The sequence below is a fragment of the Trinickia dabaoshanensis genome (assembly GCF_002879885.1).
GTDB lineage: Bacteria > Pseudomonadota > Gammaproteobacteria > Burkholderiales > Burkholderiaceae > Trinickia > Trinickia dabaoshanensis.
Genome location: NZ_PNYA01000029.1, coordinates 79,834 through 102,054 on the forward strand (window position 1 = coordinate 79,834; position 22,221 = coordinate 102,054).

General features: G+C 61.3%; 23 protein-coding genes. 13 read left to right on the top strand and 10 right to left on the bottom strand.

Annotated features, from left to right (window positions below):
• The first annotated feature begins 71 nt into the window (after window positions 1-71).
• From C0Z18_RS26190 to C0Z18_RS26200, 3 genes are all read left to right on the top strand, one after another.
• On the top strand, window positions 72-872 hold the full coding sequence (locus C0Z18_RS26190) for a PhzF family phenazine biosynthesis protein (protein WP_102648375.1): 801 nt from the start codon (window positions 72-74) through the stop codon (window positions 870-872).
• Window positions 873-967: 95 nt separating this feature from the next.
• A complete protein-coding gene (gene lspA, locus C0Z18_RS26195; protein WP_233217492.1) occupies window positions 968-1,498 on the top strand; it encodes a signal peptidase II in 531 nt (176 codons plus the stop codon).
• 94 nt (window positions 1,499-1,592) lie between these two features.
• Window positions 1,593-2,129 (top strand): GNAT family N-acetyltransferase, encoded by a 537-nt coding sequence (locus C0Z18_RS26200; protein WP_102648376.1) that lies wholly within the window; start codon window positions 1,593-1,595, stop codon window positions 2,127-2,129.
• 118 nt (window positions 2,130-2,247) lie between these two features.
• Here C0Z18_RS26200 and C0Z18_RS26205 read toward each other — a convergent pair whose 3' ends face one another.
• Window positions 2,248-2,847, bottom strand: coding sequence for a TetR family transcriptional regulator (locus C0Z18_RS26205; RefSeq protein WP_233217493.1), 600 nt, complete (start codon window positions 2,845-2,847; stop codon window positions 2,248-2,250).
• Window positions 2,848-3,015: 168 nt separating this feature from the next.
• Between C0Z18_RS26205 and C0Z18_RS26210 the strand changes: the two genes are divergently transcribed.
• Together C0Z18_RS26210 and C0Z18_RS26215 are read left to right on the top strand one after the other, a co-directional pair.
• Entirely contained in the window at window positions 3,016-3,903 is an 888-nt protein-coding gene (locus C0Z18_RS26210; RefSeq protein ID WP_199189558.1) for an NADP-dependent oxidoreductase, read from the top strand.
• A gap of 128 nt (window positions 3,904-4,031) precedes the next feature.
• Complete coding sequence (locus C0Z18_RS26215) at window positions 4,032-5,234, top strand: MFS transporter (RefSeq protein WP_158244294.1); 1,203 nt, start codon at window positions 4,032-4,034, stop codon at window positions 5,232-5,234.
• A gap of 48 nt (window positions 5,235-5,282) precedes the next feature.
• Here C0Z18_RS26215 and C0Z18_RS26220 read toward each other — a convergent pair whose 3' ends face one another.
• The 7 genes from C0Z18_RS26220 to C0Z18_RS26250 form a co-directional block, all read right to left on the bottom strand.
• Entirely contained in the window at window positions 5,283-6,935 is a 1,653-nt protein-coding gene (locus C0Z18_RS26220) for a long-chain fatty acid--CoA ligase (RefSeq protein WP_102648378.1), read from the bottom strand.
• 2 nt (window positions 6,936-6,937) lie between these two features.
• Complete coding sequence (locus tag C0Z18_RS26225; protein ID WP_102648379.1) at window positions 6,938-7,516, bottom strand: PaaI family thioesterase; 579 nt, start codon at window positions 7,514-7,516, stop codon at window positions 6,938-6,940.
• Window positions 7,513-8,664, bottom strand: a complete 1,152-nt coding sequence (locus C0Z18_RS26230) for a radical SAM protein (protein ID WP_146014100.1) — start codon at window positions 8,662-8,664, stop codon at window positions 7,513-7,515. The genes C0Z18_RS26225 and C0Z18_RS26230 overlap by 4 nt, the downstream gene beginning before the upstream one ends.
• Before the next feature lies 1 nt (window position 8,665).
• Window positions 8,666-9,427 (bottom strand): Phenylacetic acid catabolic protein, encoded by a 762-nt coding sequence (locus C0Z18_RS26235; protein WP_233217494.1) that lies wholly within the window; start codon window positions 9,425-9,427, stop codon window positions 8,666-8,668.
• A gap of 282 nt (window positions 9,428-9,709) precedes the next feature.
• The gene (locus C0Z18_RS26240) at window positions 9,710-10,636 is read right to left on the bottom strand and encodes an AraC family transcriptional regulator (RefSeq protein ID WP_102648380.1); all 927 of its coding nucleotides are present in this window, start codon (window positions 10,634-10,636) and stop codon (window positions 9,710-9,712) included.
• Between the two features lie 281 nt (window positions 10,637-10,917).
• A complete protein-coding gene (locus tag C0Z18_RS26245) occupies window positions 10,918-11,946 on the bottom strand; it encodes an alpha/beta hydrolase (RefSeq protein ID WP_102648381.1) in 1,029 nt (342 codons plus the stop codon).
• A gap of 63 nt (window positions 11,947-12,009) precedes the next feature.
• Window positions 12,010-12,930, bottom strand: a complete 921-nt coding sequence (locus tag C0Z18_RS26250) for a DMT family transporter (protein WP_158244295.1) — start codon at window positions 12,928-12,930, stop codon at window positions 12,010-12,012.
• A 154-nt stretch (window positions 12,931-13,084) separates the two neighbouring features.
• Here C0Z18_RS26250 and C0Z18_RS26255 point away from each other — a divergent pair, with 154 nt between their 5' ends.
• Both C0Z18_RS26255 and C0Z18_RS26260 read left to right on the top strand, forming a co-directional pair.
• Entirely contained in the window at window positions 13,085-14,047 is a 963-nt protein-coding gene (locus tag C0Z18_RS26255) for a LysR family transcriptional regulator (RefSeq protein WP_102648406.1), read from the top strand.
• A 75-nt stretch (window positions 14,048-14,122) separates the two neighbouring features.
• The gene (locus C0Z18_RS26260; RefSeq protein ID WP_102648383.1) at window positions 14,123-14,968 is read left to right on the top strand and encodes a GNAT family N-acetyltransferase; all 846 of its coding nucleotides are present in this window, start codon (window positions 14,123-14,125) and stop codon (window positions 14,966-14,968) included.
• 401 nt (window positions 14,969-15,369) lie between these two features.
• Here the strand turns inward: C0Z18_RS26260 and C0Z18_RS26270 are convergent, their stop codons facing one another.
• Window positions 15,370-15,942, bottom strand: a complete 573-nt coding sequence (locus C0Z18_RS26270; protein ID WP_102648407.1) for a TetR family transcriptional regulator — start codon at window positions 15,940-15,942, stop codon at window positions 15,370-15,372.
• Window positions 15,943-16,074: 132 nt separating this feature from the next.
• Here C0Z18_RS26270 and C0Z18_RS26275 point away from each other — a divergent pair, with 132 nt between their 5' ends.
• The 4 genes from C0Z18_RS26275 to C0Z18_RS26290 all read left to right on the top strand — a co-directional run bounded on the left by C0Z18_RS26275 (window position 16,075) and on the right by C0Z18_RS26290 (window position 20,134).
• A complete protein-coding gene (locus C0Z18_RS26275) occupies window positions 16,075-17,157 on the top strand; it encodes an alkene reductase (RefSeq protein WP_102648384.1) in 1,083 nt (360 codons plus the stop codon).
• 49 nt (window positions 17,158-17,206) lie between these two features.
• Window positions 17,207-17,995 (top strand): SDR family NAD(P)-dependent oxidoreductase, encoded by a 789-nt coding sequence (locus tag C0Z18_RS26280; protein WP_102648385.1) that lies wholly within the window; start codon window positions 17,207-17,209, stop codon window positions 17,993-17,995.
• A 226-nt stretch (window positions 17,996-18,221) separates the two neighbouring features.
• On the top strand, window positions 18,222-19,085 hold the full coding sequence (locus C0Z18_RS26285; RefSeq protein WP_102648408.1) for an alpha/beta fold hydrolase: 864 nt from the start codon (window positions 18,222-18,224) through the stop codon (window positions 19,083-19,085).
• A gap of 47 nt (window positions 19,086-19,132) precedes the next feature.
• Window positions 19,133-20,134, top strand: a complete 1,002-nt coding sequence (locus C0Z18_RS26290) for an NADP-dependent oxidoreductase (RefSeq protein ID WP_102648386.1) — start codon at window positions 19,133-19,135, stop codon at window positions 20,132-20,134.
• Window positions 20,135-20,315: 181 nt separating this feature from the next.
• On the opposite strand, the gene C0Z18_RS26295 is transcribed toward C0Z18_RS26290, so the two are convergent.
• Window positions 20,316-20,942 carry a tyrosine-type recombinase/integrase gene (locus tag C0Z18_RS26295; protein WP_102648387.1) on the bottom strand — a complete coding sequence of 209 codons (627 nt, stop codon included), beginning with the start codon at window positions 20,940-20,942 and terminating at the stop codon, window positions 20,316-20,318.
• Window positions 20,943-21,170: 228 nt separating this feature from the next.
• On the opposite strand from C0Z18_RS26295, the gene C0Z18_RS26300 reads away from it, so the two are divergent.
• Together C0Z18_RS26300 and C0Z18_RS26305 are read left to right on the top strand one after the other, a co-directional pair.
• Window positions 21,171-21,449 (top strand): type II toxin-antitoxin system RelE/ParE family toxin, encoded by a 279-nt coding sequence (locus C0Z18_RS26300; protein ID WP_102648388.1) that lies wholly within the window; start codon window positions 21,171-21,173, stop codon window positions 21,447-21,449.
• Between the two features lie 10 nt (window positions 21,450-21,459).
• Window positions 21,460-21,747, top strand: a complete 288-nt coding sequence (locus C0Z18_RS26305) for a HigA family addiction module antitoxin (RefSeq protein ID WP_102648389.1) — start codon at window positions 21,460-21,462, stop codon at window positions 21,745-21,747.
• Window positions 21,748-22,221: the final 474 nt, after the last annotated feature.

A 22,221-nucleotide genomic window follows, 5' to 3' on the forward strand; every position in this document is an offset into this window, starting at 1 on the left:
AAACTGTACCTGTGCGGGTTTCGACCGGCTCGATAACATGCGCGAACACGCTTTTTAAGGGACCACATGCGATGAAGCTACCGATCTACCAAGTCGATGCATTCACCGGAGAAGTCTTCAAAGGCAACTACGCCGCGGTCGTACCGCTCGAGCAGTGGCTGCCTGACGAACTGATGCAATCGATCGCCACCGAGAACAACGTATCCGAAACCGCATTCTTCGTTCGGAACCCGGAAGGTGTCTACGATATACGTTGGTTCTCGCCGCTCACGGAAATCGCCTTTTGCGGTCACGCAACCCTTGCCGCGGCCTACGTGATCTTCCGGCAGCATTCCGTGGAATCGATAACATTCGCCGCAAAGTCGGTCGGCACGCTGACCATCTGGCGCGATTCCGGCGATCGCATCAAGATGCGTTTCCCGCTTCGGCGTTCGGAACCCGTGAACGCCGTGCCGCAAGCGCTTCTACTCGGTCTATCGATTGCGCCGAAAGAAGTGCTGCTCAACCAACAGGCGTACGTCGCGGTCTATGAGCGCGAGCAAGACGTTCGCGCGCTCGTTTCCGATTCCGGTCGCCTGAAGGCGTTGGGCCCACTCGACGTCGTCGCGACAGCACCCGGCGATCGGCACGATTTCGTTTCGCGTTACTTCTGGCCCGCGAACGGCGGCGACGAAGATCCGGTGACGGGTTCGATCCACGCCGCGCTTGCCCCGCTATGGGCAGAGCGTCTCGGCAAGCGAGAACTCATAGCACTGCAGGCATCGCATCGAAGTGGATTGCTGCATTGCCGCGTGGAAGCCGATTACGTCTTCGTGAGCGGCCAGGCCGTGCAGTATCTCGAGGGAACGATCGAAGTTCCGAGTGGTGGCTAGGCCCTCACTCACGATCGAACTTTCCGACTGAGGAGTTCGATGCCGCGGGTAGATCGACGATAATTGCCGCTTCACGACAAGGAGCATCGAGAGCAATGGCGCAGCTTACCGGCATCGGGACCAAACAGAGGCTCATCACCACGCTGCTTTTTGCGGCACTATGGATCATCGCCGACCAACTGACCAAGATCGTATTCAAACACGTACTGACGCCCGGAGAAGTGGTGTCGTTCTTCGCGGGGAGTGTTCTCGTTTTCCCGATCTATAACCACGGAGCCTTCCTCAGCGTGGGGGCCGAAATGTCCGATGCGACCCGTAACATTGTGTTCACTTACGGGGTGTTGGCGATTCTCATCGGCATGGTTGCATGGGTGCTGCGCTCGTCCCGGCTTAGCCGCGGGGAAGTCATCGCGATCGGTTGCATCCTCGGTGGGGGATTCAGCAATGTGCTCGATCGTTTCGTCTATGGTGGCCGCGTTTTCGATTTCTTGAACGTCGGCATCGGGCAGTTGCGGACGGGGGTGTTCAACGTCGCGGATATGGGAATCATGCTCGGCGTCGCACTGCTCTTGCTCCGCGCCGGGAAACGGGGGGATGCCTCGCCGGGGGCTGCAAAGACTCCGTGAGGCACGGCGTTATCGATGATGTGATCGGTGGGCGATGCGCGGCGCCGCCGGAAGTTGAAGTGGTGTTCCTGCGTCCGCCACCGTGGAAACAGCAATGAAAATTTTGAGCGCCCCTCCATCAGGCTACCCCGGTGTCACGCTTCGCCAGCTCGAACGCAGTGATGCGCCATCGTGGTATGCCTATCTGTCGAAACCCGAGGTTGTTCGACACACTAGCTGGAACCTGCAATCAGACAGCGACCTTCTGCTAATGTTCGATGCGCTTGACTCGGAATTGCCATCATCGATTAGACGGTTGGCAATCGTCGACGATGATGCCGGACAACTGATCGGCACGATAGGGTTTCACACCGTCTCCGACGTCAACCGTACCGCCGAGATCGCGTACGACCTCGCGCCGGAACATTGGGGCAGAGGCATTGCGAGCGCCGTATGCGCGTCGGTAACTGCATGGTCGTTCTCAGCTTTTGGCTTCATTCGAGTTCAAGCAACGGTGCTTGAGACGAACTTACGTTCGGCACGAGTTCTGGAGAAGTGCCGGTACCGGCATGAGGGCTTGCTTCGCTCATATCGCATGATCCGCGGCGTACCGGGTAATTTTCAGCTATATGCACGCTTGAACGACGACTAGCCGCAGGCAGCTAGAACGCAGGCCATCCGTCGGCCATTTGCTGCCATTCGCCGAGATTGTAAGACGGCACCTTCGCTCGCCACCGGGTCAGCCCGGACTTGTGTCTCGCTCGCTAAACCTATTTTCTTTTGCCCCGTTGTACGAGCGCTCTCGCAGGCTGCGTCAATTCACGCAGCTGCGTAAAGGCGTGGTCCAAGTGACTGTTCAACCCTGCCGATGGATCGGCGTGCCACTTTCTGGTCGCGTAGCCAAATGCGGCGATACCAGCTTGCGCGGCCAGCATAGCGAGAACGGGCTCGATCCCACGCTCAACGAGGGCCGCCGATAGCCGCTCCGTCACCAATGCGTTTTTCGCCAAGGCCCGCTCTTGAAGGCCGGGAGTGGCAGCGATCACTTTCTGCCTCGGCTCAAGAAAGGGCCGATTCGCTTCCACTAACGGCGCGACTGCATGGAAGGCGCACAACAGCAATTCCATTGGCGCCGCGGTGTCGGGCGCGCCGCGCATTCCGTTGCAGAGCTCGGCGATCAACGCCTGCTCGCCTTCGAAAAAAACCTCTCGTTTATCGGCGAAATGCCTGAAAAACGTACGTTCGGTCACACCGGCCTGCGCGGCAATCTCGGCAGTCGTCGTCTCGTCAAATCCTTTCAGTGTGTACAACTCGAGCGCCGCTTCTTGCAAACGACGTCGTACCTCTTCACCGTTCTTTGGCAAGTTCACCCCCTCTATCTGTCAGTCACTGACATTCTATGCTATGGTGATGTGTCAGTGACTGACACATCGTCGTATGTCAAATCGGAGGTAAATATGAACGTTCGGGTAGCGTCGGCCGAAACGATGAGAGCGGTGCGTTTTCATCGATTTGGAGAGCCTTCTGAGGTATTGCGGATGGAGCATGTCCCGGTGCCTCACCCGGAGCAAGGCCGAATTCGCGTACGCGTGACGGCGTGTGCGTTGAATCCAGCGGACTGGGCTTTATGTCGTGGTTTGTTCCCGGGCGATATGCCACGCGGCATCGGACTGGATGTGTCCGGCATTGTCGATGCCGTCGGAAATGGAGTTCATGGCGTGGAAGTAGGCGATGCGGTTTTCGGTCCTACCGATTACGCGCGCTGTGCCAGCGCTGGCGCGGCTGACCGGGCTGTCCTCGCGCATTGGACCTTGGTGCCTGAAAATTTGTCTCTGGATCAGGCTACCGCCATTACGCTGTCGGCCGAAACCGCTTTCCGTAGTCTTGAAAGCCTCGAGGTCGATTACGGACATACCGTTCTGATTAACGGAGCGGGCACGACTGTAGGCTTTGCTGCCGTTCAGCTTGCACTGAGCAGGGGTGCTCGCGTCATTGCAACGGCTGGCGCGACGCACTCGCGCAAACTGGCGGAACTTGGCGCGCTCGTTACCAATTACGGCCAAGGTATGGTGGAGCGGGTCAATGGGCTGGCGAAGGGCGATGTCGACCTTGTACTGGACACTGCGCCGCCCAGCGGTGTGCTGGCGGACCTCGTGACGATTGCAGGCGGTGATCCCAAACGGGTGCTCACGATTACGGACTTCACCGCAGCGGATGCATTGGGCGTCCGGCATTCCTTTTCAGAGGGGCACCCTCCCCGATGGGACAAGTTGGGCGAGTTTGCGCACCTCGCATCCCGAGGAAAGCTGTATGTCCCAATCGCCGGAGTCTTTCCTCTCGATTCATGGCGTCAAGCAATGGAAGTGAGCCTGAGCGGACACGCGCGCGGCAAGTTGCTGCTTAAGCCCGGCATGCGACAGAGTTGAAACGTAGGCGTCGCTGATCGAACCGGACACGGCCGCTCGGTAATTACATTGAAAAGCAAGGAACAGGAGGCACCGAGCGTCGATAGATCTGACCATGGCATCCATACGCAACCAAAATGGATACAGACATGGATGTCTCTCCGGTCAACACCCGCAGTGACCGTAATCCGGCTAATACATCGACCCGCGGCTGGTTTTCAGTCGCGGCGGTTTCGTTCGGTACGTTCGCTCTTGTCACGAGCGAGTTGATGCCGATCGGGCTTCTACCGAAGATCGCGGCCGGCGTGAGTGCGGCCGAGGGTAACGCGGGCCTGACGATCACGATTCCGGGTCTGGTGGCAGCGTTCGCTGCACCCGCATTGCTCGTTGCTTCGCGGCGTCTCGACCGGCGTTGGCTGCTTTGGCTGACGAGCGCGCTGTTGATCGCTTCGAATCTGATTGTCGCCTCGGCCGCTACGCTTTCTACGTTGCTGGCCGGGCGTGTTCTGCTTGGAATCGGCATTGGCGGCTTTTGGGCCATTGGCGCAGCTGTGGCCAGGCGACTGGTACCACCAGAATCGGTGGGTCGCGCAACCGCACTGGTGTTCTCCGGAGTCTCCGCAGGCACGGTGATCGGGTTACCCGCGGGGACGTTGCTCGGAGAGTTGTTTGGTTGGCGCCTCGCGTTCACCGGAGCCGCTATCCTCGGCGGCATCGCGCTCGCGGCACAACTTTATCTGCTGCCGAAATTGGCCGCAACGGACGCCGTCGGCCTGTGGCAACTGCCGGCGGTTGCCCGAACACCCAAGGCGAGGATAGCGCTCGTCGCAGTCGCATTGGCCATAGGCGGTCAGTTCATGGCCTACACGTATCTCGCGTCTTTCCTCGAGGGGCATGCCTCGATCTCGCCGAGTATGGTTTCCGCCGTTTTGTTGGCGTACGGCGTGGCCGGGCTGGCCGGCAATACCATTGCGGGCGAACTGGTCCAGCGCGACGTGCGAAAGGTCCTAGCGGGCTCCGGATTGCTGGTCGCGGCGACGATTCTTAGTCTTCCGCTGACCGGCTCCCACCCGCTAATCGCTATCGCCCTGGTCGTAATCTGGGGAGCCGGCTTCGGCGCGGTGCCCGTTTCGCTGCAAACGGCGATGTTCATGGCCGCCCCCAAGCTCCCGGAGGGCGGTAGCGCGCTATTCGTTTCGACATTCCAGTTGGCGCTCGCGAGCGGAGCGTTCCTCGGCGGCGTGGCCGTGAATTCGAGCAGTATTACTTTGGCCATGCTGCTGGGAGGGGCCGCCGTTCTTACGATGGCCGGCACGATCTGGATCTTCGACAAATCCGGCTCGCCTCGGTGAGATCGTGAGCGTGCAGCGCGGCCGGTCGATCGCCGCTTTCGACTGCCGTCAAGCAAGTTCGGGCTTCGCCCTCAACGTCGCGGCGATCTCTCTCAGCACAGTCTTTTGAATTTTCCCCGTCGATGTCTTCGGGATTTCGTCGACGAACTCGACGGCGTCGGGAAGCCACCAGCGCGGAAACCGCGACGCCAAGTGGCCGATCAGGTCTTCCCCGGTCGCATGACGCCCGTCGCGCAGCTTCACGAAGGCGAGCGGACGCTCCTGCCACTTCGGATCGGGCGCGGCCACCACAGCCGCCTCCTGCACGCATTCGTGCCCCGCTAGCGCGTTCTCCAGCGCGACCGAGCTAATCCACTCCCCGCCCGACTTGATGAGATCCTTCAGCCGATCCGTGATTTGGATATAGCCCTCGCCGTCGATATGCGCGACGTCGCCCGTCCGCAGCCAGCGATCGTCGGTCCATGATTGGGCGGAAACGCCGCCGTGGTAACTCGCCGCCACCCACGGACCGCGAACCTGCAGCTCGCCCACGCTGGCGCCGTCCCACTGCGCAACGCCGCTATCGGTCATCACGCGCGTCTGAACGAACGGCAGCGGCAAACCCTGCTTCAATCGATAGCGCAGCGCTTCATCGTCGCGCTCCGCGGTTCCACCCGCCAAATGCGGCTTGAGCGAGGAAAACGCACCGACGGGCGACAGCTCCGTCATCCCCCACGCGTGCGTCGATCGGATGCCGAGTTCGTCGAGGGCAACCATCATGGCTTCGGGACACGCCGAGCCCGCAACGATCAAGTGCAGCGCGGGCGACAGGCGCGCACGCATGTCCGGAGCCGAACGCAGCATGTCGATGAAACCGCACCACAGCGAAGGCACGCCGGCGGACAACGTCACCTGCTCTTGCTCGAACCAGTCGACGAGGCTGCGCGCATCGAGGCGCGGCCCCGGCAGGGCTAGCCGAACGCCGGTCAACAAGGCGGCGAACGGCAAGCACCAGCCGTTCACATGAAACATCGGCACGACCGGCGCCAAGGTCTGCCGCATGGAAAGATCGAAGCAGTCGGGCAGCGAAATGCAAAGCGCGTGCAGCACGATCGAACGATGGCTATAGACAACGCCCTTCGGACGCCCAGTGGTACCCGACGTGTAGCAAATGCTGGCCGGCGCGTTTTCGTCGATGTCGATGCCGCCCGCGAACGGCTCCAACCGCTCAAACGGCTCGCCGGCGGCCAGCAAAGCCTCGTAGTCGACGTAGGCGTCGTCGGTCGCCGCGCCGTCTTGCGCCACGACGATCACACGCTCGAATTCGATCGACGCGCGAATCCGTTCGAACAGCGGGAGGAGGATGTCGTCGACGATCAAAAAGCGCGCGCCCGCATCGCGGGCGATATAGGCGATGTCATCGGGCGCCATCCGCAGATTCAGCGTATTGAGGACGCCGCCCACGGCCGGCACCGCGAAGTACGCCTCGAGATGCGCATAGTGATTCCACATCAACGTCGCCACGCGATCGCCGGGTTGCAGCCCTAGGCCGCGCAGGGCGCCGGCGAGACGTGCGACGCGCGCGGCGAAATCCGCGACACGATAGCGGTGCGTACCCCCGTCCGGCAAACGAGAGGCGATTTCGACGCCGCCGTGAATGCTCGCCGCATGCGTGAGGATGCCGCCGATCGTCAGCGGAAAATGCATCATCGTGTGCCGCATGGTCACATCGCCCCTTCCATCGCAAGCTGAGGGCTGTCCTCACCGCTGACATCCGGGCTCGTTCGACTCATGCCGGCAGGCGACGCCCAGTTCTGTGTACCGTCACCCGAGCCTTGCCGGTTCGCCACGCGGGCCACGCCGACCATGCCCGTGGCCATGACGGCGCAACGTCCGTCGGCCTCGATGAGCCGCGCCTCCACGAAAGCGACGGCGGTCGTGCGACGCACCACCCGGCATTCGACGGTCACTTGCTTACACTTGACCGGCTTCATGAATTGAATCGACAACTGCATGGTGCCGCTCGTGCGTCCGCCGAATTGCAAAATGCCGGCGATCGACATCGCGCAATCGACCATACCCGCGATCATCGCGCCGTTCAGCCGCTCGGTGCCGAGCCCGCCCACATGGGCCGGCGTGCAGCGTTCGAGCACCAGACGCACGGCGTCGTCCCCGCTCAAATCGAGCCGCACGCCGAGATGCTCGAGAATCGCCATTTTCGATAAACGATCCTGCCACTCGCCGCGCTGCTGCGCCGACAGAGGGATACCGATCGCGCCCTCGCGTCGAGACCGTGCCGTCATGCAAGCGCTCCTTCCAACATCTGCGTCGCCGGCGGCTGCGCATCGGCGCTCCGCGCCACGGTGCGATACGGGGACCAGATGAATTGGCGCCAGTAGCTTTCGGCCACTTCCACCCACATGCGCAGCGTATCGACGCTCTCCAGCGAACTTGCAAGGTTCACCATCAGCCAGCTATAGACGGCCTGACTGTCCCGGCAGTCCTCGCAATGACCCGAGGTGCAGCACCGCTCGAGCGTCTCCAGATCCGCTTTCCACGTGTTGAAGAACGGCAGCGTGGGGTGACCGTTGGCCATGCGCTGAGCGTTGCCCGGATGGTCTTGACTCACGCTCGGGCAGGTGTCGTTGCCGAACGTGCCGCACCACGCGGCGCCCGTCACCATCGCCCGAATGTGCGCCGGATGATTGAGCACGACGTCCGGATACGCGTCCCGCACGCGCAGCATTTCCGCTAGCAGCCGCTCTTGGTTGAGCATCTTGAGCGGGTGGCCCGTGTTGTACTTGCTGTAGAAGTTGAAGCTGACGACATTGCCGTTATCGCGAATGCGGGCGACGGTGGGCTCGATGTGCGCGATTCCATCCTCCGTCACAGCGTAGACGAACGTCGCGCGCGGATCGTTGCGGTAGTTCTCCAGCGCGGTATCGAACAGGCCGGTAAACGGTGTTCCGCTCGGCTTGATCGCGCGCAATTCGTCGTCGAGCGGGCCGCCGCCGAACAAGGAGATGAACACCGTCACATCCTTGAACGGCTCGATATTGGGCAACGGCTTGAGCCCATTGGTCGAAATCGACACGAAGCGCATGGCGTCGACGAACGCTTCGATGCGCTCGGGGAACATCGTCGGCTCCCCGCCGATCAAGAGTGCCGCATTGACGCGCCGCTTACGCTGGGCCAGAGCGAACGCGCGCCATTGCTCGATGTCCTTTGCTTCCTTCGCGCTTTTGTCATGCCCGAACTCGAAGAACCAGCATCCTTTGCAGCGGATATTGCAGGCGTTCGTGAGGTGGTATTCGCATGCTCGGACTAGGGCCGAAAAGCCACGGACGTCGTTGAATCGCTGCGCGAGGGCGGGATCCTGGGCCAGTAGCGCCGGCAACCGCTGCGCGATCTCCGTCTTGCGGCGCGCATGCATTTCGTTGCGCTGGGTCATGTCAGCTCTCCTCGGCTGCCGCCGTTGCCGTTTCCATTTCGGGCACCGACAGATGCAACGCGGCGAGCTTGGGCAGCGTCTTCTTCACGAAGCTTTCGCGCAACTCGCCGTTGGTCGTGCTGCGCAGCCCCCACTTCACATACTCGCGCGTGCGCCGGGAATCGTCGCGGCCGAACAGGGCGAGTACGTGCGGCCACAGCCGGTCAAGGGCGGCTTGCGCCGCAACGAGACCTTCGGGCGAACGGCATGCGTCACGCACGATCCGGAACCCGTGGGCGACGTGCACGTGTTCGTCCTTGATGATCTGCTTGATGAAAATATCGCTGAACGGCGCATAGCTGCAGTGCTCGAATTCGAGCAAGTGTTCGAGTACGACCGATTCGCCGAGGAACGAGAAAATCCCTCGCTCCATCCAGTTGGTCACGCCGCGAACGAGTTCATTGGCGTAATAAGGCCGTTCCTGAAAATGCTGCGCCAGCATGCCGGTGGTATCGACGCCGATATCGGCCAAAACCGCCGCGCTCAACTGATAATGCTGGACCTCTTCGGCCGCGCGCTCACAGCATACGAGCTTTTCATAGGCGGTCGGCGCGAGGTTATAGAAAATCTGAGTGTAATCGTCGGCCCCGGTCAACTCTCCTTCCGTATGAACGAGCATCAAGTGCGACAGCAAATCCTGGTATTCGCGCGGCATGTTCCGAAAATCTTCCGGCGTCTTGACCGCGCGTTCGCCGACCAGGCGTTCGATCATTGTCGATTGCATATCCGTTTGCATTTTTGTCGTCGTGGAATGTTGAAGAGACACCTGCACCTACCCGCACCCCACATTAGTCGCAACCCAAAATGCATGCCTAGTCATTACCTGCCCACCTAGGCATTTCACGAAACCCGATTTTCGATTGCACAGATGAAGCGCATCGGTGCCGGTGCACCGCCGCGCGACGAGAGGCGGCCGCCACTACGCAGCCGCCAAATCACGTGGCGAGAATGGAGTGGCTTATAGGTGAATGGGTGAATGGGTGAGCGGGCGAACGAAACCGCCGCCTCAGGCGACGGCGCTGAACGCGCGCCCCTTGGCCGCGTGCTGAGCGCGATACGCCGTGGGCGTCATGCCGTGAGCGCGTCGAAACTGCTTCGAGAATTGAACCGGATCGCCGAAACCGCTAGCGAACGCGACGTCTTGTATCGACATGTCATGCCGGCGCAGGCAAGCACACGCGTGTTCCATGCGTTTTTTCAGCACGTACTGATACGGCGACATGCCAGTGGCGAGCCTGAAGCAACGACAAAAGTAGTATTCGCTGAGCTCCACTTGGCGTGCTAGATCGGCGAGGCTGATGGGCGCCGAGATATTCGCCTCGACGAATTGATCGAGCCGGCGCATTCTTCCTTCGCTCAGTGCGGGAGCCTTTCCGCATGTGTCGGTGCGGCTCCGGTAGCGGGTCAAGATATGCGCCGCCAGCGTATGGGCAAAAGTTTCCGCGAACATATATCCGTGCGGATTGCCCGCGGCCAATTCCGCGTCGATTGCCTCGGCCATGGCGAGCACGAAGCGGTCTTCCTCGTTAGCGAATCGCGGCGCCAGGTCGACGCGTTGCACGCCCATTTCCGCTGCGACCGCGTCAAGCATCGATGGCGGCAATGCCATCAGATGCAGACGCCCGAGCGGGCTGCCATAAGACACCCGGTGGGAACACCCGCTAGGAATATACGCGGTGCTTCCGCGACGTTGGATTTCGGCACGCGTTACGCCGTCCAGTACCCGATTGGCTCTGGAAATCGGGTTGAGCTTCACCATTAAGTAGTGATCTTGAATGACGTGCTCGACCGTTTCGAACACGTCACCCTCTCTATACTCGAAATAGAGCGACTTCCATCCAAACTCCGCGCTCGTGCGCACCGGATCGGTGCGCAAAACGGACCTGCGGCTTTCAGCGTCGCGAAAGTCGAGTTGCAAGAGCTTCTTATCCATGAAGATGTCGATCCCCGGAAGTTATTGTTTTGGATGAAGCTTGATGCACGGCCATGACGAGCCATATCAGCCACGATCGACGTTTGTCGCGTAGGCCGATAAATACTATTTGAATGAGCTTCAATACCCGCTAATACGCACAGATAGCGTCCGTAGCGGTGCGGTTGATGGTAGCACACCCCATATTTTCGTAGGAATACATACCGGCCGGTCTCTGAGCCGGATTATTTTTATTTTTCTACGCGATAGCTTGCAAGCGGGACGCGCGGCTTCTCGCTGTATTAAAGAAGATCTTTGCTTCGAAGCCAAGTGCGGATAGCTTCGATGTGTTGCGCCTTACATTCCAGCGGCAACCAGTGCCCTGCCGGCATCGATGTCACCGTCAGGTCAATACACGCCGCGCGCATGGGGTCGCCCTGGCGATTTCCGGTAATGCTGCAAATCTGATCGAATTCACCGTTGATGAATAGCACCGGTTGCGAGAGCCGACCGCCGTTGGGCGCCCTGCGTGCGTAAGCGATGTTGGCCTCATCGTTCAAATACCACGCGCAGGCGGACCGGAAGCCACGCATCCGGAACGTCCGCACCAACACGTCGAAGTCCGCCTGCGGCCAAATAGCCGGGTCAGGCTGAGTCGGCGGCGCACGATGAGCGGCACCGAAGCGCCCTCCGTTGCGCGTCACCAGCGCGTTCGGCGAAACCTTGCCGATGCCATCAGGGTTTCCCGATCGAAAAATCGACGCCAGCGATGCCGCGTGGTCCGCGTCGAGGTCGGCTAAGGCCGCGTCGAAATGGGTCATGTAGTAGCGGTAGTAATCCCATTGACCGTCGGGATACAGGTCGGCCGGATAAATGGCCCGGTCGATCAGCGGAACGACCGTACGCAGGGCATGCCCGCCAGGTTGATAGGCCAGTGAGGTCAGCACGACGCCACGACTGCGCTCGGGCTCGTGCGCGGACACCTCGGCGGCCACGACGCTACCCCAATCGTGCCCGACCCATATCGCGGGTTGGCCACCCAGTCGGTCGTGGAGTTCGGTCATATCCGTCACCGCCGCCTCGATGGTGTAGGCGTCGTTGGCTTCGGGCGCAAAGGAATCGCCATAGCCACGCAGATCCGGGGCGACGCAGTGCCAACCCTCGGCGGCGAAGGCATCCATCTGGGCTCGCCACATCAAACCGATGCTCGGCCAACCGTGAAGGAAAATCATCAACGGTCCGTCGGCCGGCCCGCTCTCCAAGTAATGAGTTCGCTGACGCGCCGTGCTGAACATGCGCGATTCCAGCGCGGGTCGAGTAGTGTCCGTCATGGTCGAAGACTCCGGTTGAACTCAAAGGTTTGCGACAGTGTTGGTGGCGCGCCGTTCGCAGGACTACTTCCGGTCGATCATCAGCGCGACACCCACCAGAGCGATGCCGCCGGAAATCAGCTTCACGAGCGTCAATGGCTCATGTAGCAGCAACGCGGAGAGAAACAGCGCGATCACAGGCGCCGCATAGTTGAATGTGTTGGCGAGTGTCGTTGAAACGTGCGCGTTGAGCGTCAGAAATACGGCGTAACCGATCAAGGTGCTCGCCACGACGAGAAACGCGAGTGCGGCCCATGCCGACGGCGCGACACTTGCGGGCCGCGTCGTAGCGGCGATGCCGGACACGGCGACGATCGAACCGAGTACCGCTCCGGCTGCGGTCAGTTGCGTCGCCAGGCTGATCAAAGGATCGCGAGGCAGCGCCAGTCGCGGCGCAAGCAGCGAGCCCGCCGCCCAGGATGCGGTCCCAATAAGCGTAAGCACGACGCCCACCGGCCGGAAGTCGCCGCCGGTAGCGGACGTCCAGCCCATCAGCACCAGACCGGCCATGCCGACGGCGACACCGGCGATTTGGCGTCCCGTCATCGGCTGACGGAGCACAGCCCATGCGAACAGCGCCAGAAAGAGCGGCGCCGACGAGCCGAACACTGCGGCCACGCCGGCGGGCAAGAAATGCGTACCCCAGATCGCGAGCGCCTGACTCGCCACCAGCATCGTGACGCCGATGAGCGCTGCCCCACCCAACTCGGGGACCGATGCGGGCGAGTGCCGCCAGCGTCGCAGCGCGAAGGGAAGAACGACCAATGCCGCGAGCGAGAAACGCAGGGTTGCCACCATGAGCGGATGCAAGGCGTTTCCAGCGATCTTGAATGCCAGGAAATTGGCACCGTTGTAGAACCATTGATAACCGACGGCGAGCGCGACCCATCCGCGATGCGTGCTCCAACTCGTGTTCGTCGTGTTCCTCGTGGTCGTTGCGGTCACTGTCTGTCCCTCGTGGGTGATTCCTTCGATGGTAATGAGCGCGCCGTTATTCCGATAATGCGCAATCTCTATGGCTCTTATCCGGATATTGCATAACGGCGTTATGCTTGCGTGACTTACGCAATGGACCAAACGCCAACTTACCGAGGCGCCAGTGGACTCCCGGCTCATAGAGTATTTCTTGCGTGTTGCCGAACTCGGCAGTATCAACAGGGCTGCGACTGACTTACGCCTCTCGCAGCCGGCGCTGTCGCGCCATATCGCGTTGCTGGAGCATCAACTTCGCGCGAAGCTTTTTACGCGGACCCGTGGCGGCGTACAGTTAACCGAAGCCGGGACGCTCCTGGTGGAGCGTGCGAGACCGATCCTTCGCCAGTTGACGTCTCTGATCGAACAGGTCGGCGACCGGGCGGCCGGCCAGCTATCGATAGGCATTGCGCCGTCCTGGCGCGATACGTTCACGTCGAACTTTGTTGCGCGGATGGTCGCCGAATATCCCGGCGTGCGCCTTCGCGTTCACGAGGGCGTGAGCCACGAGCTGCGGGAAGTCATGCACTCCGGCATGCTCGATCTCGCCATCGTTCCGTTCGAGGGTTCGCCGCCTCAGGGATATGTCTATACGCCGCTGGTTCGAGAACCGCTCATTCTCGTGAGCGCGAGGAAGGAAGGATTGCGGCCTGACAAGCCGGTGGCACTATCGCGTCTCCAACATCGCAAACTCGCTCTGGCGGGGAAGCAGAATGTCATCCGCTCGACCATCGAGCATTCGATGGCCCGCCGCAATCTCGAGTTCAAGGTCCTGTTCGAACTCGATGCGATGCATCTCTCGATGGAACTCGCGCGCCGCGGAATCGCGGATACCGTGACACCGTGCTGTGCGGTCAGCGGTAACACGTATTGGGAAGAAGCGCTCTCGTGGAGCCCGATCCGCGGCGCTTACATGACTTGGGCACTCTGTGAAAATGCGGCGCGCTCGCATTCGCAAGCGGTACGCGAAGGGCAGCGGGTAGTGCTCGAACTGGTCCACGAAATCATCGACAGCAGAATCTGGCGCGGTGCCGAGCGCCTGAACGCGAACATCGCCCCGCCTGTCGTCGAGCGTACCTTGGGACTATGATGAATCGATCGGCCCCAACGGGTCAAACTACCGAAACACGATGCGGCAATTTCAAGAGCCGCGACTGAGCGAACCATGGATCAAAGCGGAGACTTCATCGTGCGCACGATGTCGCCCGACGAGGTGGCCATGTCGGTCGAATGGGCGGCTGCGGAAGGGTGGAACCCGGGCCGGCATGACGCGCACTGTTTCAGAGAAGTAGACCCTGGCGGGTTTTTCGTCGGCGTTTGGCGGGGCGAGCCGATCGCGTGCCTCGCCGCCGTCGCCTATGACGAGCGCTTTGGCTTCATCGGCCTGTACATCGTGAAACCGGGGTTTCGCGGCAAAGGTTTCGGCATGCAAGTCTGGCAGCATGGCATGCGCTACTTGGGAGACCGGAACGTCGGTCTCGATGGTGTGGTTGCCCAGCAGGCAAACTACAGGAAGTCCGGGTTCCGGCTCGCGTACCGCAACATCCGCTATCAGGGGCGGGTGGACGGCATTGGGTGCGCCCATGTGACAGCAGCGGCCAACGTGCCGTTCGAGCAGTTGCTTGCCTACGATCGCCAGTGTTTTCCGGCGGCGCGCGAGGGTTTCGTCGCTGCCTGGATCGCGCAGCCCGATGCCGTTGCGCTCGCTTCAGTCGACGATGGCCGACTCACGGGATACGGTGTCGTGCGCCGCTGCAAGGCGGGCTGCAAGATAGGCCCGCTCTTCGCCGATGACGCGGGCGTTGCGACTGGGCTATTTCGCGCGCTGGCGGCGAGCATGCCCGGCGAAGTCATCGTGCTGGATGTGCCGGAAGTGAATCCAGCGGCCGTCGCTTTGGCGGAACGGCACGGCATGACGAGTGTCTTCGAAACCGCGCGGATGTACACGAAAGACGCACCTGCGATTGCGATCGATCGCGTGTTTGGCGTGACGTCGTTTGAATTGGGGTGATAGTTGCGGAGATGGCAACGTCCGGTCTTGCGTCACTTGTGCCGTACCCCCGCGGGGCACATCGGCCATTGGGATATGCAGACGGCGTCCGCAAAATTTGATCAAGCGGTCACGGGATGTAGAACGCACGCATCTGTGCCAGCCGAAACAGCGCCCGAACCACTGCGACAAGTCGGTGCCCAGTCGCCGTATCAGCGCATCGCCGTACGCCGCTCGCCCTTTTCCTTTTTGTTCAGGGTGCCGGCAGGTGCCGAGCGAGAGGAGCCGACCCGGAGCGGACGGTTCTAGCGCCGGGGACACAGCGGCGGCTTTGCGTTGCGGAGCGGCCTTTCAGTCGGGCTTACTTGCTTACTTGAGGAAACCGCCGAGCGTGCCGCTATTGCGCCCAGGTTCGCCCACGGTCACCGCGGGCTCATTGACGCGAGAATCGCGTCGCGGCAAACGGCAAGGATTTCATCGGCCAGCGGCGAATCGTCTGGGCAGGCGCGCGACATGACAATGGCACCGACCGCGTGCGCCAGAATGTCAAGTGACCTGGCTCGCGCCTGGCCTGCGTCCACACCGTCCAACGCACTGCCTTCAGGGCATAGCGCAGCCAGCAGGCTCTCAATGCCGGCCGCAAACGTGGCCCGAACCGCTTCCGGCTGACGGGCGGCATCCCCGCCCAGTGCGGCCATCGTGCAACCGGTCGCGCGGGTGTCGCGGTGCTCGCGGGAAAGGTAATAGCGCACAAACTCAGGCGCGCGTACGCCCGCGCTCAGCGCCACGGTCTGCGCGATGCCGCAGGCCGCCGATTCCGCCATCAGGTCGGCCTTGGAGCGGAACTGCTTGTAGAAGCCGCCGTGGGTAAAGCCGGCGGCGGCCATCAGATCGGCAACGCCAACCCCGTCGTAGCCACGCTCCCGAAACAGCTTCGACGCCGTCTCGACGACGTGTTCCCGGTTGGCCTGCGCCTGTGCCTTGGTGATCTTCATTTCCTGACCACTGTGAGTGCATGTCTGCGAAGGCTTCATTATACATTGATGTCGATCATCATCAAAAACCTTGACAGCTTAGATTATGAGCATCATTATTGATCTCACTCCTAACCCCGAAGCTGACGCAACATGACCGACAAGACGCTTTTCGAGCCCTACACCCTTGGTCGCATGACACTCTCAAATCGCTTTGTCATGGCACCGCTGACCCGGAATCGCGCAGGCGCGGGGCTGGTACCCAGCGAACTGGCAACGACCTACTACGCCCAGCGCGCCTCGGCCGGCCTCATCATCACGGAGGCCACCCAGGTGTCGGCCCAGGCCCAGGGCTATCAGGACACTCCGGGCCTGTACACGCCCGAGCAGATCGCCGGATGGCGCAAGGTCACAGAGGCTGTGCACGCCAAGGGTGGGCGCATCTTCGCGCAGCTCTGGCACGTCGGCCGTGTTTCGCACGTCGATGTCCAGCCAGGCGGCGCTGCGCCTGTCGCGCCTTCGGCCATTCGCGCGGAGACGAAAACCTTCGTCAACAACGGATTTGTGGACGTGTCCCAGCCGCGTGCGTTGGCGCTTGTTGAGTTGCCGGGCATCGTGAACGATTTCCGCCAGGCTGCGGCTAACGCTATTGCGGCCGGCTTCGACGGCGTGGAGATCCACGGTGCCAACGGCTATTTGCTGGAGCAGTTCATCAAGGACGGGGCCAACCAGCGCACTGACGCCTACGGCGGCTCAATCGAGAACCGTGCGCGCCTGTTGCTCGAAGTCGTCGCTGCGGTGATGGAAGAAATCGGCGCCGACCGCACCGGTGTGCGCATCTCGCCCGTGTCGCCGGCTAACGGCATCTGGAGCAGCGACCCGCAGTCGCAATACAACTACATCGCCGGGCAGCTCAGCGCGCTGGGCATCGTCTACCTTCACGTGGTCGAGGGTGCGACCGGCGGTCCGCGCGACGTCGCACCGTTCGACTACGACGCGCTCCGCAGCCGGTTCAGACAAACCTACCTGGCCAACAACGGCTACGACCTGGAACTCGCCACTGCCAGGCTCAACGAGGGCAAGGCGGACCTGTTCGCCTTCGGCCGTGCATTCATCAGCAACCCCGATCTGGTCGAACGCCTGAAGACCGGCGCACCGCTGGCGCAGCCCAACTTCGCCACGCTCTATGGTGGCGGTGCTGCGGGTTACACCGACTACCCGACCGTCGCCGTCTGAGGTGCTGCTTGCGCGTGCGCCCAAACCGCTCTTTCAAAGGAATTAACACATGACCACGCTCCCGACTGTTCTCATCACCGGCGCCTCCTCAGGCATCGGCTCCATCTACGCCGAACGCTTCGCCGGCCGCGGCCACGATCTCGTTCTGGTCGCCCGCGACAAGGTACGCCTCGATACGCTAGCCGCGCGCCTGCGTGAGGAAAGCGGTGTGGCCGTCGACGTACTGCAGGCCGATCTGACCCAGCCTGGGGATCTGGCCGCGGTTGAGACTCGCCTGTGCGACGACACACGCATAGGCATCCTTATTAATAACGCCGGCATGGGTCAGGCTGGTAGCTTCGTGCAGCAGACCGCTGAGTTCATCGAACGACTGATCAAGCTGAACACCACGGCGCTGACGCGGCTTGCCGCCGCGGTCGCTCCGCGCTTCGTACAGTCGGGGACTGGCGCGATCGTCAACATCGGCTCTGTGGTGGGCTTCGCGCCTGAGCTCGGCATGTCGATTTATGGCGCCACCAAGGCCTTCGTGCTGTTCCTGTCGCAGGGATTGAACCTGGAGTTGTCGCCCAGCGGCGTCTACGTGCAGGCGGTACTGCCGGCAGCGACCCGTACGGAAATCTGGGAGCGGGCCGGCATCGACATCAACGCGCTTAACGAGGTGATGGAGGTCGGCGAACTGGTTGATGCTGCGCTGGTCGGCTTCGATCGCCGCGAACTCGTCACCATCCCGCCGCTGCACGTAGCCGGGCGCTGGGACGCACTGGATGGCGCGCGTCAAGGGCTCATGTCGGACATTCGACAAGCGCACGCGGCCGATCGCTATCGGCCAGAAGCCTGAGCACCGCGGCTTCTGTCTTACCCGAAAGCCAGCAATGCCTCATCGTGCGGCTCGAAGCGTGAGCACGTCCGGGCCGCCGGCCTGCACCCAGGAAAGCTTACACGAGCTACCCGGGAAGTCGGCTTCGCCGAAGTGCATGGCGTCGCATATGCGGTACTCCAGGGCCTGGCGCGCGGCGCACCGTCAAGGACGTCAACGCGTTAAGGCCACCACCAGGGAAGCGATGATGAACAGTTTGAACCCGGATAGCCACTCGGCAACGGCCTATGCGCACGCTCAGAACAAGCAGGTCAGCGCTGGTGGAACCACGTTCGCGTACCGCGAACTGGGCCGGCACGGTGGCATTCCGCTGATCCTGCTTAACCATTGGGGCGCCGTGCTGGACAACTTCGACCCGCGCATTGTCGATGGCCTGGCCCGCAAGCATCGCGTGATTGCGATCGACTATCGGGGAATCGGTTCGTCTGGCGGCATTGCGCCCGTGACCGTAGACGCGATGGCGCGCGACACTATCGCGTTGATCCATGCAATGGCTTTCGAACAGGTCGATCTGCTCGGCTTTTCGCTCGGCGGCTTCGTGGCGCAGGACGTGGCGCTCAAGGCGCCGGACTTGGTGCGCAGGCTCATCCTCACAGGCACGGGGCCCGCGGGCGGCCAGGGCATCGATCGCGTGGGGGCGATGTCCTGGCCTCTGATGCTCAAGGGCCTGGTGACATTGCGCGATCCCAAAACCTATATGTTCTTCACCTCTACCGCCAACGGCCGGCAGGCAGGCAGCGCATTCTTGAAGAGGCTCAAGGAACGCAAGGCGGGGCGCGACCAGGGGCCGACACCCCGCGCCTTGCTTCGCCAGCTCAAGGCGATCAAGGGGTGGGGCCAGCAAGCGCCGCAGGATCTCACCTGCCTGCACATGCCTGTCCTGATCGCCAATGGAGACAACGACATCATGGTGCCCACCGCGTTGAGCCATGAAATGGCGCGCCGCATTCCCAACGCGCAGCTCGTGATTTACCAGGACGCCGGGCACGGAGGCATCTTTCAGTACCACACCGACTTCGTGATCAAAGCACTGGAGTTTCTGGCGCAATGAATCCTTCGCGGACGGCGGCAGGTACCCAACATCGAATTTAGAACACCATGAAAGCACTCACGTTCAAACGCTATGGCAAATCACCCGAGATCGCGTTCGCCGAAGTGCCTCGCCCCACGCTAAAGCCTGACGAACTGTTGGTCCAGGTCCACGCGGCGGGGTTGAACCCAATCGACAACATGATTCCGGCGGGAACGTTCAAGCCCGTCCTCAAATTCGAGTTGCCGGCCACGCTCGGCAGCGATATTTCTGGTGTGGTGACCGAGGTCGGCAGCAGTGTGACGCGTTTCAAGCCGGGTGATGCCGTCTTTGCCAGCCTCTTCGATCTCGGTAGGGGCTCGATCGCCGAATTCGCGGCGGTGCCGGAGCGCGTTGCGGCGTCGAAGCCGGTCAATCTGGACTTCGTGCAGGCTGCCGCCGTTCCGATGGTCGCGCTTACCTCCTGGCAGGCGTTGAAAGAGCGCGCCAATATTCGAGCTGGTCAGAAGGTGTTCATTCCTGCCGGGTCCGGCGGTATCGGCACGTTTGCGATCCAGTTGGCAAAGCACTTCGGCGCCAGGGTCGGAACGACCACCAGTACAGGCAACGTCCAACTGGTAACCAATCTGGGCGCCGACGAGATCGTCGACTACAAAAAGCAGGAATTCGAAAAAGTGCTGTGCGACTACGACGTAGTGCTTGGCACTATTAGAGGCGATGCGATTGAAAAATCCATAGGCATCCTCAACCCGGGGAGCAAGATTGTGTCTCTCATCGGGCCGCTGGACGCGGCGTTCGCCCGTGCTCGCAGGCTGAACTTTATCCTGAGGTTGATATTCGGGCTAATGAGTCGCAAGATCATGCGGCTTGCGAAAACGCGGGATGTGTCGTATTCATTTCTCTTCGTACGTCCCGATGGAAACCAGCTCGCCGAAATTGGCGAACTCCTAGAGTCGGAACAGGTTCGTCCGGTGATTGACAAGGTGTTTCCGTTTGACCAGGCGAAAGACGCGCTGGAATATCTGGCCCAGGGACGCGCCAAAGGCAAGGTCGTCGTGAAGATAAAGTGAGGTTGACGGCTGACAGTGGTTCTTGCCCCTGCTTTTGAAGAGGCGGCGCAGCACCTAGGTCCAGACTCAATAGACAACTGGATGGCCGCTCAGGAATGTCCATCCGACGCCCCAATGTCAGAGCGAGAAAGCAAGCGAATGACGCTTGTTGGCAAGCGACCGCTCGCCGGCCGCCATGCCATCAAACCTCGGTCTGCTCCGCCATCTCGAGGGCATCGTCAACCTCGATTCCCAGGTAGCGAACCGTGCTTTCCAGCTTTGTGTGTCCGAGCAGCAACTGCACCGCCCGAAGGTTTTTCGTCCGCCGGTCGATCAGCGAAGCTTTCGTGCGGCACATCGTGTGGGCACCGTATGCGGTATCGTCTAGGCCAATCGATGCGACCCAGCGGTGTACCAGCCGGGCATATTGCCGCGTCGACAGGTGCGGTGACGCATGAATCCGGCTCGGGAACAGAAAATCCGCCGCCTTCGGTCCCCAGGTTTCGATCCACGCTTCGAGGCTCTCACGAGTCTGCTCCGTGATCTCAAATTGCACCGGCCGCTGGGTCTTCTGCTGCATGACTGTCGCTCTCGACGCCACTTGGCTTCTGTGACGGACATCCTGGACCCGTAACCGCGTGAGGTCGCACGCCCGCAGCTTGATATCAATCGCGAGATTGAACATCGCGAGCTCACGAACGTTCGACGCCATCTGAAGCCTCGTCCGGATCGCCCAGATTTCCCGAAGCTTTAACGGCGGCTTCTGTCCGGTAAGCGTGCCCTTGTTCCACGGCACGCGGTGGACAACCAAGACATTCTCGGATTCCATGACAATCTCCTTTCAAGCGAATGGAGATTGAGTGTGCGCCGCGTCGGGCGGTCGCAGCAGGCCGACCCGGAGGCGTCACTCCACCCCGCGACGCTTCGACGGCACCTACCCGACTACAACGGCCACTCGGCGATAGGCATATCTGACGACGGGCCCTCCGAGCTTTCGGAACGACCAATGCGAAGGGAGCCATTGTAGTGTGTTGCATTACAGGCTACAATAGCGTTCATGATCAAAACCTTCCGACATAAAGGGCTCGAACGGTTTTTCACGAAAGGCAGCAAGGCTGGAATCCAACCGCATCACGCGACGCGCCTTCGTATCCAGCTAACGGCTCTGAATTCAGCCACAAAGCCGGACGACATGAACGCTCCGGGCTGGAAATTGCATTCGCTCGAAGACGATCTGAAAGGGCATTGGTCGATTTGGGTCAACGGAAACTGGCGGCTGACCTTCACGTTCGAAGGTACGGACGCAATCCTGGTCGATTACCAGGACTATCATTAGGGTGATTGTTATGACGATGATGCACAATCCTGCGCACCCGGGCGAGGTGCTGCGGGAATGGATCCCTGAGGACATGACCGTGGGGCAGGCGGCGCAGGCGTTGCAGATCAACCGCGTTACGCTGTCCAACGTGCTGAACGGCAAGTCGGGCGTGACGGCCAGTTTCGCGCTTAGGCTTGCCGCGTGGCTCGGCACGTCGCCCGAAATGTGGGTCGGCATGCAGGCGCAATGGGATTTGTGGCAGGCGCGGCAGCAGCCTACCCCGAAGATTAAACCGCTTCCTCGGCACGCGGCTTGATGCAATGATCCCGCACCTTGTCGGCATCATGCCGAATGCAGTGTTCTGCCGAGGCGTGTTCCCTCGCGCAGCCATTGTTCGCCTGACCGGAGGCGCGCCCGCGTAAGCGCGCCTCCGATCTCGAGGAATGGGTTATCGATCTACGGCAGATCGATTTATGTGGCAATGTCAGTGACGCCCCATCTTGACCAGCGAAAACGAGTTCTACGCGGTGTTTTCGGAAGGACGCTGCCGACCGAGGCTGTGTGGAAACTCCATTTTTGCGGTAGAAGGCTGGACTACCCCCGCGAGGTCGAATGACTTCAGTCGATCGACCGGGCGCAAATCGAGAATTGTGGCGGCAGAAGGCCCTTCCGGGCTCTAGCTTCGCGCCAACCTCATGCTCTTCATCGCTCTCAAGACGCCAAGTATATTGATGACCCGCTTGATGTTGTACGCAAGCACCTGAAGGCTCATTTCCGTGCTCACTCGCCT

What these genes read in the sequence shown, in the direction of transcription:
- C0Z18_RS26240 (WP_102648380.1), bottom strand. Translation starts at nt 10,636, where the DNA reads ATGGATAAGAAGCTCTTGCAACTCGACTTTCGCGACGCTGAAAGCCGC.
- C0Z18_RS26270 (WP_102648407.1), bottom strand. Translation starts at nt 15,942, where the DNA reads ATGAAGATCACCAAGGCACAGGCGCAGGCCAACCGGGAACACGTCGTC.
- C0Z18_RS26305 (WP_102648389.1), top strand. Translation starts at nt 21,460, where the DNA reads ATGACGATGATGCACAATCCTGCGCACCCGGGCGAGGTGCTGCGGGAA.
- C0Z18_RS26225 (WP_102648379.1), bottom strand. Translation starts at nt 7,516, where the DNA reads ATGACGGCACGGTCTCGACGCGAGGGCGCGATCGGTATCCCTCTGTCG.
- C0Z18_RS26220 (WP_102648378.1), bottom strand. Translation starts at nt 6,935, where the DNA reads ATGCGGCACACGATGATGCATTTTCCGCTGACGATCGGCGGCATCCTC.
- C0Z18_RS26200 (WP_102648376.1), top strand. Translation starts at nt 1,593, where the DNA reads ATGAAAATTTTGAGCGCCCCTCCATCAGGCTACCCCGGTGTCACGCTT.
- C0Z18_RS26190 (WP_102648375.1), top strand. Translation starts at nt 72, where the DNA reads ATGAAGCTACCGATCTACCAAGTCGATGCATTCACCGGAGAAGTCTTC.
- C0Z18_RS26285 (WP_102648408.1), top strand. Translation starts at nt 18,222, where the DNA reads ATGAACAGTTTGAACCCGGATAGCCACTCGGCAACGGCCTATGCGCAC.
- C0Z18_RS26290 (WP_102648386.1), top strand. Translation starts at nt 19,133, where the DNA reads ATGAAAGCACTCACGTTCAAACGCTATGGCAAATCACCCGAGATCGCG.
- C0Z18_RS26230 (WP_146014100.1), bottom strand. Translation starts at nt 8,664, where the DNA reads ATGACCCAGCGCAACGAAATGCATGCGCGCCGCAAGACGGAGATCGCG.
- C0Z18_RS26280 (WP_102648385.1), top strand. Translation starts at nt 17,207, where the DNA reads ATGACCACGCTCCCGACTGTTCTCATCACCGGCGCCTCCTCAGGCATC.
- C0Z18_RS26210 (WP_199189558.1), top strand. Translation starts at nt 3,016, where the DNA reads ATGGAGCATGTCCCGGTGCCTCACCCGGAGCAAGGCCGAATTCGCGTA.
- C0Z18_RS26275 (WP_102648384.1), top strand. Translation starts at nt 16,075, where the DNA reads ATGACCGACAAGACGCTTTTCGAGCCCTACACCCTTGGTCGCATGACA.
- C0Z18_RS26295 (WP_102648387.1), bottom strand. Translation starts at nt 20,942, where the DNA reads ATGGAATCCGAGAATGTCTTGGTTGTCCACCGCGTGCCGTGGAACAAG.
- C0Z18_RS26245 (WP_102648381.1), bottom strand. Translation starts at nt 11,946, where the DNA reads ATGACGGACACTACTCGACCCGCGCTGGAATCGCGCATGTTCAGCACG.
- C0Z18_RS26300 (WP_102648388.1), top strand. Translation starts at nt 21,171, where the DNA reads ATGATCAAAACCTTCCGACATAAAGGGCTCGAACGGTTTTTCACGAAA.
- C0Z18_RS26260 (WP_102648383.1), top strand. Translation starts at nt 14,123, where the DNA reads ATGGATCAAAGCGGAGACTTCATCGTGCGCACGATGTCGCCCGACGAG.
- lspA (WP_233217492.1), top strand. Translation starts at nt 968, where the DNA reads ATGGCGCAGCTTACCGGCATCGGGACCAAACAGAGGCTCATCACCACG.
- C0Z18_RS26235 (WP_233217494.1), bottom strand. Translation starts at nt 9,427, where the DNA reads ATGCAATCGACAATGATCGAACGCCTGGTCGGCGAACGCGCGGTCAAG.
- C0Z18_RS26215 (WP_158244294.1), top strand. Translation starts at nt 4,032, where the DNA reads ATGGATGTCTCTCCGGTCAACACCCGCAGTGACCGTAATCCGGCTAAT.